This is a genomic window from Bradyrhizobium archetypum, from assembly GCF_013114835.1.
In the GTDB taxonomy this organism is placed as follows: domain Bacteria; phylum Pseudomonadota; class Alphaproteobacteria; order Rhizobiales; family Xanthobacteraceae; genus Bradyrhizobium; species Bradyrhizobium archetypum.
Map to the genome: position 1 here is coordinate 439,911 of NZ_JAAVLW010000003.1, position 12,427 is coordinate 452,337.

The window sequence follows — 12,427 nt, forward strand, 5'->3', positions numbered from 1 at the left end:
TTCACCGCGTTCTATCGGCGAGGGCGGCCTTGACCGGCGGACTGGCCTGCAAAGCGCCCAGCACGCAGACTGACGCAATTGCGGCGCGAGCAAGCTCGGGCGTGACATCTTGAGCGATGCTGGCAAGGCCCAAAACGTTGATGTGCAGCATCTCCCCGGCTTGCCGCGCCGCTTCGAGATCCTCCCGGCTGAAGTGCCTGAGACCCAGATCTAAACTTTTCCGGGTGGCTGACTTTTTGAGGACGTCCGCATGACGTTCCAGCTGATTGCGGATTGCCGTTCGGATGAAATCGGTTCGATTCGAATAGAAACCCTCCTGCACCATCAAGTCGACCTGACCAAGATCGACATAGCCAAGATTGATCGTGATTTTTTCGCTGTCCGAGGGCTTCGGCCGGAGTTCGCGAACGTTATCCGTCATGACTATTTCCATCCATAAACCATCTAGATGGATGGTATATGGATGTACGCCAGATTTGTCAAGCGGGAGGGAACGCCAACCGGCTGTCGGCTTTGACCTGCACCGGGGGCGGACGATGTTTCCGATTTTTTCGATCAGCGACGCCTTTAGAAGGTCCGTTGGCGGCCTACTGGAAATTGCGGGTTACGGGCCGCATGAAGCAGCATGGGACCGCCTTGAGCATCCCGCCTTTCGACTGCGCCGCTACGCGTCCTTAGCGGCAAACCCTTTGCCGGTCTTGATCGTACCTGCTCCGATCAAGCGGGCATACATATTCGATCTCCTGCCGGACGTGAGCGTGGTGCGACGGCTCATCCAGGCGGGATTTGCCGTCTACCTGTACGAATGGCCGGAGGAACAGGATGGCAAAGCGGACCTCGAAGCCAGCATAAGCTCGCTCAGACTTGCAGCTGAAATGATTGCGACCGAGTATCGCGGCCGATCCATCCTCGTTGGGCACTCTCTTGGTGGGACTCTCGCCGCGATCGCTGCGTCCATTGAGCCGCACCTGGTCAGCAAGCTCGTGCTTGTTGAGGCTCCCCTGAAATTCGGCGTACAGACCGGAGCGCTAGGCCCAGTTGTGCTGTCTTCGCCAACAGTGCCGCCCGATCCTGTGCCGGGAAGTCTGCTTGATCTTGCGAGCGTTGTCGCGGCACCGGAAGAATTTGTAGTCGGGCGCTATCGCGATAGCTTTACAAGCTTGCTGGATCCGGAAGCGCTAGCAATCCATCTTGCCGTCATTCGTTGGAGTCTGGACGAGTTCGCGCCCGGCGGCCAACTGATCCGAGATGTCATCCAGCTGCTCTATCGCGAAGACCGATTCGCCCGGAACGAGCTTCATGTGCTTGGCCGGAGTGCCCGATCGGACGCGCTGGGCAAAATACCCGTCGCGGCGATTGTCGATCATGCAAGCCGAGTCGTTCCATCGTCGTCCGTTCTAGGAGCGTTGAAGCATCCTTCGATTTTTCCTTATGAGCCAGAAGTCGGAGTGGCGCTTCAGCACGTGGGACCGCTTGTGGGCAGACAGGCGCATCGAGAAATCTGGCCGAAGCTGATTGATTGGATGTGCGGGCGCTAACTATGCTGCCGACCCAAGGGCAACTTTCGATTTCCGCTTTGCTTCGACTGTGTGAGTGGTCCGTTCACTATAAGTGCCGCTTACGCGCTCTGCGCGGTCTTTACGACCACAACCTTGTCGTCTTGCGCATGATCCTGCGCGGCATGGCGCTTGAGATGTTCGCGCCTCAGGGTGATCTCGTCGCGCACGAATTCATAGCCGAGCTTGAAGGTGTCGAGCCCGTCACTTGAGATGGTGCCGTCGCGCAAGCCTATCACCACGCCGCGCAAGATCCTTTCCAGCTCGTCCTGCAGTTCATCGAGCGCGTCCAGCGAGTTGGCGAATTCCATGCGTTCGCCGATATCGAGAATGGCGGTGGCGAGCTGGCTGGCCTTTTCCGGCGCTACCCTCGTGACCTTGGTGTAGATGGCGGCAAAGATCGAACCGATGATGCTCAGCGCGGCCAGCGCGACATACATCAAATCACTATAGCGCTCGACGAACGACTTGATTTCGTCGTTGATGTATTCGGCGGCGCCGGGATGGGCCACGATGAAGGCGTCCTTGTCGGTCTCCGCCGGCTCGATCTTGGAAGCAAAGCCGTCGGGCAACGCGAGCTCGGCCTTGTTCTCGTAGATGATCCGCGCGAGCTCGCTCACGGTCGTGGTCGAGAGCTTGGATTGGGCGACCAAAAGCCATTCGAGCCCGATCGTGTCGACGTCTTCGGCGGGCAGGACGGGCGAGGCAGACAGCATTCCGGTCGCCACTGTCTCCTCCGAGATCGCCGGATACTTCCTGGCGATCGCTTTCGCCGATTCGATCGCGTTCAGCGTAAAGCCGCCGCGCCTGGCATATTGCTCGTAGCTCTTGTCCTTTACGATCTGCGAGGCGTGCGCGATCTTGACCACCGCGCCGAAGCCGGACGCGAATAGCTGGTCGAATGTCGAGGCCGGCGGCGCCATCTGGACCCGCGCCGCCGCTTCCGGCGTATCCGATAGTTCGAGAATGTTGCGCACCAGCGCCGCGCCGCTCTCGCTGTCGGCAACGACAGCGATCTTCTTTTTCTTCAGCTCGGCGATCGATTTGATCTTCTTGCCGCTCGGGCTGATCAGGAGAAGCAGGTCGTGTTCGAGGATTGCGATCGACCGGGCGCGGGGCGGGATGCGGGCGTCGGTGCGCAGGATCGCAAGATTGGCTTCCTTGCGGTCGAACTGCGACAGCGCCTTCGCATTGTCGCTATTGGGCACAATCTTGAGCCGCAGCCGCGAAGAATTATTCTTCAACACGGTTGCCAGCCTGGCGGCGAAGCGCGCCTCGGGTCCCATGGTATCGCCGACCGCAAATACCAGCGTCTCGGAGTTGCGCAGCAAGGTCCGGCCGCCCCACACGACGACTGCGGTAAGCACCAGCGTCAGGATGGAAAACAGCAGGATCTGGGTCCGGTTGCTCTTGACGGTCCGCGAGCGGCGACGCGGCATTCTTGAATGCGCCGTTGGGGCTTCAGCGCTCATGGCTCGTACCGGGTTCAGGGACGCGCCGCCGCAGGGCTGGCGCCGCGGGCGGTCCGAATGAATCGTAAATACCTAGAAAAGAACGATAATTTTGCCCGCCCGGCAATGATAGCCTGTACCTATGGGATTGCAAACCGCGCCCGCCGGTAACCTTACCCTTCGATCACGCCGCGCGCCGGTGCCGCAGTATCGCAGTTCCGCCACACCGTGCGATTTTCAGACTACCCACAGGTGCATTCCGGCGCGGGAGATGTCATAAATAAAGCAACGTTCGAATAGTCCGGGTTTGACAAGAACATTGCGCTGACAGCCTAGGCCCCGGTTTTTCGCCACCCCGTCAGTCCCAGCAAAGGGCGTCAGCTTTGTTGTTTCCTTCGATGTCGTCCTCGATCCCGGTAGGTGCGCTGATCGGATGGATGATGCTTCTCACCGTGAAGCACGTCATTGCCGACTTCGTGCTGCAAACGTCCTGGATGGCGATCGGCAAGGATCAAAAGACCGGCTGGGCGCTGCCGCTACTTGCGCACTGTCTCGTGCACTTGGCGGTATCGCTGCTGCTGATCCTGATCGTCGCACCGCGATTCTGGTTCGTCGCCTTTATCGATTTCTTCATTCACATCACGGTCGATCGCATCAAGGGGATCATCGCGTCGCGGTTCGGCGTGACGCTGGAGAATGAGCATCCGTGGTTCTGGACGCTGATCGGTGTCGATCAGGCGCTGCATCACCTCACCGGCTTTGGCTTGGCGATTTACATGGCGGCGAACTGATCGCTGCCCGGCGGCATCCGCTTCCTTATCTTCAATCCTCTTCCGCGATTGGTCGGGGTGCATCGCGCTTCCCGCGCGAATCAATCTGTCGATTCTGATTCAGCCGTGGCTGGCAAGATCCCCGCAACACTACTGGCGAGCGTGGTTAACCCTTCATTAGAGAATTACACGGCATCTTCCGGAAAGGGAGAACCGCAATGTTTTCAAGCCGCGACGCCTTCGAGAACGATTTCTGTCCGGTCCGGGACGAACTGCTCGGCCAGATGTATCGCGCCAATCCGCATGGCCTGTCGCTTCTGGTGGAAAGTGTCTCCTCCGACGTCCGCGCCATGCTGGCGCTATTCTGCTATCGTCGCAGCCACCTCCACGCGCTCGCCCTTGCGGTTGCGGCAAGCTGCACCGAACGCGAACTGATCCATTTCGGCGGCCGGGTCGGCTCCACGCTTTATGCGCTGTCGCGCGAACCGGCCGCGCGCGCTGCCTCGTCGTCATCCAACAACGGCCGCAAGCCGATCACCTTGTCGACCAAGCCGCTCTCGACCTTCAAGCCGATCGAGGACGAGATCGACGACGAAGAGTTTGCCGAGGCTGTGACGGCCTGATCTCTCCGCCCGTCGTCCTCGCGAACGCGAGGACCCATACGCCGCGGCTGTGGTTATTGGGCACGCGGGTCGACATCTTTCTTCAACGCAACCCTGTGGTTATGGGTCCCGGCGTTCGCATTGCGTTCGCAGGGACGACGATTAATGCTACACCAAGATCGGCAATCCGTGCCGCCTTCGCGCCATCGCGCATTCGACATCGCCGGGCATGCAGGTGCGGCACACTTCGGGCCGTATCGTGTAGATCAGGCACGATGTCTTGTCGCCGACCTTGCCTGACAGCGCCGAGCAGCGGTCGCCGTCGCAGCGCATGCCTGAGAGCCGTTCATTGACGAATCTTTCCGGGATCAGATCGAGCGCCGCATCGTCCTCGGTGGTGAAGCGCGGCCAGTTCGGCGAGTAGCTGCAGCAGGCGCCGCAGGCCTGGCAGGGGCTTTCGTGATCGCTGGCGGTTCGATGCATGGCGAAGCGTTTAGCGACAAATCGCGGCCGCGGCCAGCCACCCACGTCAGCTATCCTGTTCAGGTATCCTTCGGCGCTTCCCAGACCAGGCTCCGACGCCACTTCGCGCGCAGGATGTCGCGCCTTTCTGGATATTTTTCGTCGTGGTAGACCGCGTCGACGACGCGGTCGGTGCGGAAACTGCGAAAGTCCTTTCGCAGTTCGCACCACGCCGCCAATATCCGCACCGCCTCGTGATAGCCGACTGCGATCGGCCAGATCGTGCGCTGGCTATCGCGGCCATGCTCGTCGCGATAGTTCAGCGTGATCTTCTTGCCTTCGTGAATTTGCGCCCTGGTCCGCACCATGTCGATGCGATCGGGCTCGCGGTTCCAGGCCCGCCGGGCGCGGCTGGCAGGCTCGAGCACGAACGGCCGCAGCCGCTCCGGTACGGTTTCGGCAACTTTCGCCATCAGATCCTGCGCGGCGCGGGCCAGCGCGGGATCGGCATGGCCGACCACCCATTGCGCGCCGAGCACGCAGGCTTCGATCTCGTCAGGCGTGAGCATCAACGGCGGCAGGTCGAACCCCTTTTCCAGGATATAGCCCACGCCGGCTTCGCCGCGGATCGGCACGCGCTGTTCGATCAAGGTCGTGATGTCGCGGTAGATGGTTCGCTTCGAAGTCTCCAGCTCGGCGGCGATGGCATCCGCCGTCAAAGGCTTCCGGCTGCGCCGGAGCACCTGAATGATCTGGAACAGCCGGTCGGCCCGTCGCATGGCTCAATCTCTTTTCCAAAAGGCGTCTGCCCGATGCTGACAGCATGTTGGCAGCAGTGGGTCGGTATACCCGGACAACACCTCAAGTGAAGGGAATTTGTCCATGACGATTTTCAGCGAATTCGACCTCCGGCGAAGCCGCGCACCTCTGGTAAATGCCCGCGGATTTGCATTGGAACAACTGGTTTCCATCCACTGCGTCACGTCAGATCTGCGCTGGGCGATGCTTGAGCTGGCGTGGCGGTCGGTCACGGCGATGTGCGCTTTTGCGCACGCGCAGCTTGTCTCGTGGGTGCGCAGGGCCCGTGCGCCGCGGGCGGAGGAAGCCCGCGGCCGCCATTGTTGCTGCTGACACCATGGTGGCAGCAGGGGGGCGCTAGCCTCGGGAACGTTCTTTGAGATCGGGAGACCAGCATGATCACCCTTTACGGCTTCGGCGCCGGTTTCGGCCTGCCGGAGATCAGTCCCTTTGTGACCAAGACCGAGGTCCAGCTCAAGATGGCCGGTCTTGCCTATCGCAAGGAGAAGGCCAAGCCGCCGGCCTCGCCGAAGGGGCAGTTGCCCTACATCGTCGACGAGGCTGAGACGATCGCCGATTCCACCTTCATTCGCGCGCATCTGGAGGCCAAATACGGTTTCGATTTTGATGCGCCGCTCAGCCTGCAGGCGCGGGCGCAGGCCTGGGCGTTCGAGCGCATGATCGAGCACCACGTCTACTGGGCGCTGGTCGGCGCACGCTGGGTCGACGGCGATAATTTTGCCAAGGGCCCGTCGCATTTCTTCGACAGCGCACCGGTGCATTTGCGCGAGAAGATGCGCGAGGACGCGCAGTTTCGCGTCGCCGAGAATTACCTCTTGAGCGGCCTCGGCCGCCACGCACCCGAAGAGGATGTCGATCTTGCCATGCGCTCGCTGTTTGCGCTCTCGGTCCAGGTCGGCGACAAGCCGTTTATAATGGGGGAGTCGCCCTGCGGCCTGGACGCGACCGCGTTCGCCATGCTTGCCGGAATCCTGACGCCGTTCTTCGAGTCGGCGCTGCGGCAGCGCACCGAACAGTTCGCCAACCTCACCGCCTATGTCGATCGGATGATGCTGTTGTACTATCCGGAATTCGCCTGGGCGCCGGTGCAACAGGCCGCGTGATGGCCATAGCGTTTTCGAGCGAAGTGGGCCCCGGTTCGCGTTAAGAAAACGCGTCAAATAAAAGTTATCCGGCCGGCGCAGATTGCCCCCTCAAGGCCGCCAACTCGGCTTCGAGCTCGGCGATGCGGGCGTCGCGCAGGGCGAGCGCCTGCGCGACGTCAACCGCATCGAACTTCTGCGGGATGTGCTGCGGGCAATTGGTGTCCCATGCCGAAATCCTGAAAAGGATGACCTGCTCGGTCCGCGCCTTGTAGCCTTTGGGCATCAGCGCGTCCGCTAGCGCCGGATCGTCCTCCACCACGCGCGCCTCGCCCCAGATCTTCACGCGCCGGCGATGCGCATAGTCCATCACGAAAATATGTGCCTTCGGATTCTCCGACAGATTGCCTTGCGTGATGTACTGCCGGTTGCCGCTGTAATCGGCGAACGCGATGGTGTTCTTGTCGATGATCTTGACAAAGCCCTTCGGCCCGCCGCGGTGCTGGATATAGGGCTGGCCGTCGGCGGAAGCGGTCGCGAGATAGAAGCTGTTGGCGTCAGCTAAGAAGGCCGCGAGGTTTTCGTCGATCTCGGTGCGCCAGCCGCCGCGCGCTTCGACATGGGCATAGGCCTCGCGCGAGCCCTTGCGGGTCTGGATCGCCTTCACCGCGGGGGTGAAGGCAACATCGCTGGAATAGGCGTGAACGTCAGACATCTGAGCCTCCCGTCATGGAGCGCCTACACGGTCGTCCTTCGGCTGCAAAGATGGCTGTTTCTGCTGCATAAACAATCTCGGTGGTTGACACTTCACTGTTGCTGAATATGCAATAGTAGGATGGACCGGTTTGACGCGATGCAGGCCTTTGTCGCGGTGGCCGACTTGCGGGGCTTTGCCCCCGCAGCCCGCAAGCTCGGGCTGTCGCCTTCAGGCGTGACGCGGCTGATTGCGGCGCTGGAGGATCGTCTCGGCGCGCGGCTGTTGCAGCGGACCACGCGGCAGGTGACGCTGACCGATGCCGGTGCACGCTATCTGGAACGGGCGCGGCGCATCCTCGCCGATCTGGAGGAGGCCGAGGGCGCCGTCGAAGGCGAGCGCACGCGCCCCGAAGGCCAGCTTGTCATCTCGGCGCCGGTGGGGTTCGGCCGGCTGCATGTCAGCGCCATCGTGACCGCCTACCTGAAGCGCTATTCCGAGGTCAGCGTCGACCTCCGTTTGTCGGACCGCATGATCAATCTCGTCGAGGACGGCGTCGATCTTGCCGTCCGCATCGGCCATCTGCCCGACTCGACGCTGGTCGCGCGCCATGTCGGCGAGATGCGACGCATCGTGGTGGCCTCGCCGGGGTATCTCAGAAAGCGCGGCGAACCGAAGCGGCCGGAGGAGATTGCCGCGCATGACACGATCCAGTTCGGTGCCATGACGGCAGCGCTCGACTGGCGGTTCGTCGAGGATAACAGCGAAATCCGCGTCGCGAGTACGCCGCGCTTCGCCACCAACAGCTCGGACGCGGCGATCCAGTATGCGGAAGCGGACGGCGGGTTGACGCGCGTGATGGCCTATCAGGCCGCCGAATCGCTGGAAGCCGGCCGGCTCAAAATCGTGCTCGCGCCGTTCGAGCAGCCGGCGATGCCGATCCACATCGTCTATCCGACCTCGCGGCTGCTCTCAGCCAAGGTGCGGACCTTCGTCGATCTCGTCACCGAGATGGCCGACTGGCATTTTGGGTAAGCCGTCATTCCGGGGCGATGCGCAGCATCGAACTATGGTGCGCAATTGCGCACCTGAGAATCTCGAGGTTCCGGGTTCGCTCGTTTCACTCGCGCCCCAGAACGACGTCGCTTTCCTTCTTCGGCACCACCCGAAACGTCGCATTGGCCCGCGCGATCACGGCGTCGTCGGCCTTGATCAGGCTCTGCGCGAAGCAGATCGTCTTGCCGGTCTTGACCACCTCGCTCTCGACCGCGAGCCACTGCCCGACCTCCGCGGTGCCGACGAAATCGACCGCAAGAGAGATCGTCACCAGTGACGACGCCCCACCCATCACATGCGCGCAGCTATGGCCCATCGCGGCGTCGGCAAGTGCGGCGATCAGCCCGCCATGGATTAGGCCGCGACCGTTGGTGTGCGGCTTTGCCAGGCGCAACCCGATGATGACGGCCTTATCGGTCTGCTTCGAATACAGCGGCTCCCAGGGATCGGTGAGCGGGCTTCTGCGGGTGCGGCGCTCGAAGCCTGCGGGGATGTCGGATGCGGTCATTGGCGGCTCGCGGCGTGACGATGTTTTGAGTCATTGAACGCAACACGCCCCACGAAGTCACCGCCTACAAAGTTTTAAACGGGATTTCGACGGGTGTTTGAAAATGCTGCGCTCTCTCCGTTCGTCATTGCGAGTCAACGGGTCGCGCGAATGCGCGCACGATGACAGGCTCCGCGAAGCAATCCATGCGTCCGCGTATGCGGAACAATGGATTGCTTCGTCGCTTGCGCTCCTCGCAATGACGGTGGCCCACCGTCTAAAACGGCAGCCCGACATAATTCTCCGACAGCGACGCCGATGCTGCCTTCGAGTTGACGACGTAATCCAGCTCGGCAAGCTGGATGCGCGCGCCGAATTCGCCCTGTTCGGGGAACTGGTGCAGCATCGAGGTCATCCACCAGGAGAAGCGCACCGCCTTCCAGACACGCGCCAGCGCGCGCGCCGAATAGCCGTCGATGCCGGCGGAGGATTTCTCGTCATAATATTCGCGAAACGCCTGCGACAGGTAATGCACGTCGCTGGCGGCAAGGTTCAGTCCCTTGGCGCCGGTCGGCGGCACGATATGCGAGGCGTCGCCGGCCAAAAACATCCTCCCGAACCGCATCGGCTCGGCGACGAAGCTGCGCAAGGGTGCGATGCTCTTTTCGATCGAGGGGCCGGTGACGAGCTCGTCGGCTGCCTTCTGGTCGATCCGGCGCTTCAATTCGCCCCAGAACCGCTCATCCGGCCACTGCGCGATATCGTCGTCGAGCGGGCACTGCACATAATAGCGGCTGCGCTTGGTCGAGCGCATGGTGCAGAGCGCAAACCCCCGCGCGTGGTTGGAGTAGATCAGCTCGGGGCTGACCGGCGGGGTATCCGACAGGATGCCGAGCCAGCCGAACGGGTAAATCCGTTCATAGGTCTTTAGCGCCGACGGCTTCACGCTGGCGCGGCTCACGCCATGAAAGCCGTCGCAGCCGGCAATGAAGTCGCATTCGATCTCGTGGCTGACGCCGTCCTTGACGTAACTGACGCGCGGCCGGTCGGTGTCGAAATCGAGCGGCTTGACGTCCGCGGCCTGATAGATCGAGGTGAGGCCGGCGGCCTTGCGGGCATTCATCAGGTCGAGGGTCACCTCGGTCTGGCCGTAGATCATGACGGTCTTGCCAGTGGCGCCGTACATGTCGATGCGGTGGCGCGCGCCGCCGAAGGCGAGCTCCAGGCCATGGTGGATCAGCCCCTCCTGATGGGCGCGCGCGCCGGCGCCGACCTCGTCGAGCAGCGCCACGGTGCCTTCCTCGAGCAGGCCGGCGCGGATCCGGCCGAGCACATATTCCGGCGTCTGCCGCTCGAGAATGACATTATCGATGCCGTAGCGGTGAAGTAGTTGCCCAAGCAACAATCCGGCCGGACCTGCACCTATGATGGCTACTTTTGTCCTCAATACCCGCTCCCTCCGGTATTATAGGTTCCAAGCCGGCGGTTGCCCCCGGGCTTGCATGGTAGTTATATCATATAACGGTTTTGGCAAAGGTCATTGGCGCGAAACAATACGACCGTACCTCGCGACAGTGCACATTGCCAATTATGGGGGAGACGAGACGTCAAGGCGCAATGGTTCGCCTTGAAAACGCGGGCCGGTTAGATAACATGTTAATTAACGAGGTCGGGCGATCGAACAGCCCGCGTGAAGGGGAGAGGATGCCGATGAGAAGAGCATTTCTGGCGATGCTGCTGGTTGCCAGCGTGACGCCTGCGGTGGCGCAGGAAAAAACCTTCGACCTGAAGATTTCGCACTGGGTGCCGTCCTCGCATCCGCTGCAGAAATCGCTGGAGGACTGGGCGGCCGCTGTCGAAAAGGATTCCGGCGGCACCATCAAGTCCAAAGTGTTTCCGGCCCAGCAACTCGGCAAGGCATTTGACCATTACGACATGGCGCGCGACGGCATCGCCGACGTCACCTATGTCAACCCCGGCTATCAGCCCGGGCGCTTCCCCCTGATCGGCGCCGGCGAGCTGCCGTTCCTGATGTCGGACGCCAAGGGCGGCTCGATGGGCCTCGACGCCTGGTACCGCAAGTATGCCGAGAAGGAGATGAAGGACGTCAAGTTCTGCCTTGCCTTCGTCCATTCCCCGTCGTCATTCCATTCCCGCACCAAGAAGATCGTCGTGCCTGATGACATCAAGGGCATGAAAATCCGTCCCGCGCACGCTACCATGGCGAACTTCGTGACCCAACTCGGCGGCACCAATGTGCAGTCCTCGGCACCGGAGGTCCGCGACATCATCGAGCGCGGCGTCGCCGACGCCGTCACCTTCCCGTGGGGCTCGTTGCTGCTGTTTGGCATCGACAAGGTGACCAAATACGACATGGAAGCGCCGCTCTATGTCACCACGTTTGCCTTCGTGATCAACAAGGACAAGTACAACCAGATGTCCGACAAGCAAAAGAAGGCGATCGACAACAACTGCAACACCGAGACCGCCGGCAAGGTCGGCGAGCACTGGGGCAAGATGGAGGACGCCGGCATCGACAAGATCAAGGCGGAATCCAGCCACGAGGTCTACAAGCTCACGCCCGAGCAGATCGGACTTTGGAAGAAAGCTTCGGAGCCGCTGACCAAAACCTGGGGCGAGGGCGTCAAGAAGCACGGCGGCGATCCGGATGCGGCGCTGGCCGAGCTCAAGGCTTCGCTCACCAAGTACAACGCGCTCGCGCAGTAGACCGAAGCCGTAGGAGCTGCGCTCCCTCTCCCGCTTGCGGGGGAGGGCAGGGGTGGGGATCGTGCCACATAACGCATGCTGGAGTTCGGGGAGAGAACCCCCACCCGCTGCGCGGCGCGCAGCGACCTCCCCCGCAAGCGGGAGAGGTTAAGTGAGTTCGCGACCGGACCTATTCAGTCAACTGGCATCAGTCGGCGAGGAGTTCCCCACATGAATCGCGCGTGGATGGATCGTTTCATCGACACCATCGAATGGATCGCCGCCGGCTTCGTCGGCATCGTGGCGCTCAACATCTTCATCGGCGTTCTGTTACGCAATACGCTCAACTATGCGATCCCCGACTCCTTTGACATCGGGCGCATGCTGCTCGGCATCCTGATCTTCTGGGGCATCGCCGCCACCAGCTATCGCGGCGGCCACATCACCGTCGATCTGGTCTGGGCCAATGTCGGCCCGAAATACCAGCGCATGATCGACGTGTTCGCGACGCTGGTGCTGCTGTTCGTCGTGACGGTGCAGACCTATACCTTGTTCGACAAGGTGCGCGGCACCTATAACGACAACGTGCTCACCTTCGACATGCACATGCCGACCTGGCCGTTCTTCGCCATCGCCTGGGCCGGCGACGGCGCCGCCGTGCTCCTGATCGCAATCCGCACCTACCGGCTGATTTTCCATCCCGAGGACATCCATGACGCCAAGGTCAAGACGGTAGAGTAGG

Annotated in this window: 15 protein-coding genes; 8 read left to right on the forward strand and 7 right to left on the reverse strand. The window is 61.7% G+C overall.

Annotated elements, in window-relative coordinates:
- Nucleotide 1: 1 nt before the first annotated feature.
- Nucleotides 2–421: a ribbon-helix-helix domain-containing protein gene (locus tag HCN50_RS10680; protein ID WP_171709602.1), complete on the reverse strand. Its 420-nt coding sequence runs from the start codon at nucleotides 419–421 to the stop codon at nucleotides 2–4.
- Between the two features lie 115 nt (nucleotides 422–536).
- On the opposite strand from HCN50_RS10680, the gene HCN50_RS10685 reads away from it, so the two are divergent.
- Complete coding sequence (locus HCN50_RS10685) at nucleotides 537–1,538, forward strand: alpha/beta fold hydrolase (RefSeq protein ID WP_171709603.1); 1,002 nt, start codon at nucleotides 537–539, stop codon at nucleotides 1,536–1,538.
- 80 nt (nucleotides 1,539–1,618) lie between these two features.
- On the opposite strand, the gene HCN50_RS10690 is transcribed toward HCN50_RS10685, so the two are convergent.
- Nucleotides 1,619–3,028 carry a TAXI family TRAP transporter solute-binding subunit gene (locus HCN50_RS10690; protein WP_171709604.1) on the reverse strand — a complete coding sequence of 470 codons (1,410 nt, stop codon included), beginning with the start codon at nucleotides 3,026–3,028 and terminating at the stop codon, nucleotides 1,619–1,621.
- 416 nt (nucleotides 3,029–3,444) lie between these two features.
- Here HCN50_RS10690 and HCN50_RS10695 point away from each other — a divergent pair, with 416 nt between their 5' ends.
- Together HCN50_RS10695 and HCN50_RS10700 are read left to right on the forward strand one after the other, a co-directional pair.
- Nucleotides 3,445–3,798 (forward strand): DUF3307 domain-containing protein, encoded by a 354-nt coding sequence (locus HCN50_RS10695; protein ID WP_171709980.1) that lies wholly within the window; start codon nucleotides 3,445–3,447, stop codon nucleotides 3,796–3,798.
- A gap of 197 nt (nucleotides 3,799–3,995) precedes the next feature.
- On the forward strand, nucleotides 3,996–4,400 hold the full coding sequence (locus tag HCN50_RS10700; RefSeq protein WP_171709605.1) for a hypothetical protein: 405 nt from the start codon (nucleotides 3,996–3,998) through the stop codon (nucleotides 4,398–4,400).
- A gap of 147 nt (nucleotides 4,401–4,547) precedes the next feature.
- Here the strand turns inward: HCN50_RS10700 and HCN50_RS10705 are convergent, their stop codons facing one another.
- Nucleotides 4,548–4,862 (reverse strand): YkgJ family cysteine cluster protein, encoded by a 315-nt coding sequence (locus HCN50_RS10705; RefSeq protein WP_171709981.1) that lies wholly within the window; start codon nucleotides 4,860–4,862, stop codon nucleotides 4,548–4,550.
- A 59-nt stretch (nucleotides 4,863–4,921) separates the two neighbouring features.
- Nucleotides 4,922–5,620, reverse strand: coding sequence for a helix-turn-helix transcriptional regulator (locus HCN50_RS10710; RefSeq protein WP_171709606.1), 699 nt, complete (start codon nucleotides 5,618–5,620; stop codon nucleotides 4,922–4,924).
- 103 nt (nucleotides 5,621–5,723) lie between these two features.
- Between HCN50_RS10710 and HCN50_RS10715 the strand changes: the two genes are divergently transcribed.
- Together HCN50_RS10715 and HCN50_RS10720 are read left to right on the forward strand one after the other, a co-directional pair.
- Nucleotides 5,724–5,972: a hypothetical protein gene (locus HCN50_RS10715; RefSeq protein ID WP_171709607.1), complete on the forward strand. Its 249-nt coding sequence runs from the start codon at nucleotides 5,724–5,726 to the stop codon at nucleotides 5,970–5,972.
- 62 nt (nucleotides 5,973–6,034) lie between these two features.
- The gene (locus HCN50_RS10720; RefSeq protein ID WP_171709608.1) at nucleotides 6,035–6,763 is read left to right on the forward strand and encodes a glutathione S-transferase family protein; all 729 of its coding nucleotides are present in this window, start codon (nucleotides 6,035–6,037) and stop codon (nucleotides 6,761–6,763) included.
- A 64-nt stretch (nucleotides 6,764–6,827) separates the two neighbouring features.
- Here the strand turns inward: HCN50_RS10720 and HCN50_RS10725 are convergent, their stop codons facing one another.
- Nucleotides 6,828–7,457, reverse strand: coding sequence for a pyridoxamine 5'-phosphate oxidase family protein (locus HCN50_RS10725; protein WP_171709609.1), 630 nt, complete (start codon nucleotides 7,455–7,457; stop codon nucleotides 6,828–6,830).
- A 120-nt stretch (nucleotides 7,458–7,577) separates the two neighbouring features.
- Here HCN50_RS10725 and HCN50_RS10730 point away from each other — a divergent pair, with 120 nt between their 5' ends.
- Nucleotides 7,578–8,471 (forward strand): LysR family transcriptional regulator, encoded by an 894-nt coding sequence (locus HCN50_RS10730; RefSeq protein WP_171709610.1) that lies wholly within the window; start codon nucleotides 7,578–7,580, stop codon nucleotides 8,469–8,471.
- A gap of 85 nt (nucleotides 8,472–8,556) precedes the next feature.
- On the opposite strand, the gene HCN50_RS10735 is transcribed toward HCN50_RS10730, so the two are convergent.
- Both HCN50_RS10735 and pobA read right to left on the reverse strand, forming a co-directional pair.
- Nucleotides 8,557–9,000, reverse strand: a complete 444-nt coding sequence (locus HCN50_RS10735; protein WP_171709611.1) for a PaaI family thioesterase — start codon at nucleotides 8,998–9,000, stop codon at nucleotides 8,557–8,559.
- Between the two features lie 256 nt (nucleotides 9,001–9,256).
- Nucleotides 9,257–10,426 carry a 4-hydroxybenzoate 3-monooxygenase gene (gene pobA / locus HCN50_RS10740; protein WP_171709612.1) on the reverse strand — a complete coding sequence of 390 codons (1,170 nt, stop codon included), beginning with the start codon at nucleotides 10,424–10,426 and terminating at the stop codon, nucleotides 9,257–9,259.
- Nucleotides 10,427–10,689: 263 nt separating this feature from the next.
- Here pobA and HCN50_RS10745 point away from each other — a divergent pair, with 263 nt between their 5' ends.
- Together HCN50_RS10745 and HCN50_RS10750 are read left to right on the forward strand one after the other, a co-directional pair.
- Complete coding sequence (locus HCN50_RS10745; RefSeq protein ID WP_171709613.1) at nucleotides 10,690–11,706, forward strand: TRAP transporter substrate-binding protein; 1,017 nt, start codon at nucleotides 10,690–10,692, stop codon at nucleotides 11,704–11,706.
- A 210-nt stretch (nucleotides 11,707–11,916) separates the two neighbouring features.
- Complete coding sequence (locus HCN50_RS10750; RefSeq protein WP_171581029.1) at nucleotides 11,917–12,426, forward strand: TRAP transporter small permease; 510 nt, start codon at nucleotides 11,917–11,919, stop codon at nucleotides 12,424–12,426.
- The last annotated feature ends 1 nt before the right edge of the window (nucleotide 12,427 follow it).

Bases quoted from the DNA above. Each gene is read 5' to 3' on its own strand.
- HCN50_RS10680 (WP_171709602.1), bottom strand. From the start codon at position 421: ATGACGGATAACGTTCGCGAACTCCGGCCGAAGCCCTCGGACAGCGAA.
- HCN50_RS10685 (WP_171709603.1), top strand. From the start codon at position 537: ATGTTTCCGATTTTTTCGATCAGCGACGCCTTTAGAAGGTCCGTTGGC.
- HCN50_RS10690 (WP_171709604.1), bottom strand. From the start codon at position 3,028: ATGAGCGCTGAAGCCCCAACGGCGCATTCAAGAATGCCGCGTCGCCGC.
- HCN50_RS10695 (WP_171709980.1), top strand. From the start codon at position 3,445: ATGATGCTTCTCACCGTGAAGCACGTCATTGCCGACTTCGTGCTGCAA.
- HCN50_RS10700 (WP_171709605.1), top strand. From the start codon at position 3,996: ATGTTTTCAAGCCGCGACGCCTTCGAGAACGATTTCTGTCCGGTCCGG.
- HCN50_RS10705 (WP_171709981.1), bottom strand. From the start codon at position 4,862: ATGCATCGAACCGCCAGCGATCACGAAAGCCCCTGCCAGGCCTGCGGC.
- HCN50_RS10710 (WP_171709606.1), bottom strand. From the start codon at position 5,620: ATGCGACGGGCCGACCGGCTGTTCCAGATCATTCAGGTGCTCCGGCGC.
- HCN50_RS10715 (WP_171709607.1), top strand. From the start codon at position 5,724: ATGACGATTTTCAGCGAATTCGACCTCCGGCGAAGCCGCGCACCTCTG.
- HCN50_RS10720 (WP_171709608.1), top strand. From the start codon at position 6,035: ATGATCACCCTTTACGGCTTCGGCGCCGGTTTCGGCCTGCCGGAGATC.
- HCN50_RS10725 (WP_171709609.1), bottom strand. From the start codon at position 7,457: ATGTCTGACGTTCACGCCTATTCCAGCGATGTTGCCTTCACCCCCGCG.
- HCN50_RS10730 (WP_171709610.1), top strand. From the start codon at position 7,578: ATGGACCGGTTTGACGCGATGCAGGCCTTTGTCGCGGTGGCCGACTTG.
- HCN50_RS10735 (WP_171709611.1), bottom strand. From the start codon at position 9,000: ATGACCGCATCCGACATCCCCGCAGGCTTCGAGCGCCGCACCCGCAGA.
- HCN50_RS10745 (WP_171709613.1), top strand. From the start codon at position 10,690: ATGAGAAGAGCATTTCTGGCGATGCTGCTGGTTGCCAGCGTGACGCCT.
- HCN50_RS10750 (WP_171581029.1), top strand. From the start codon at position 11,917: ATGAATCGCGCGTGGATGGATCGTTTCATCGACACCATCGAATGGATC.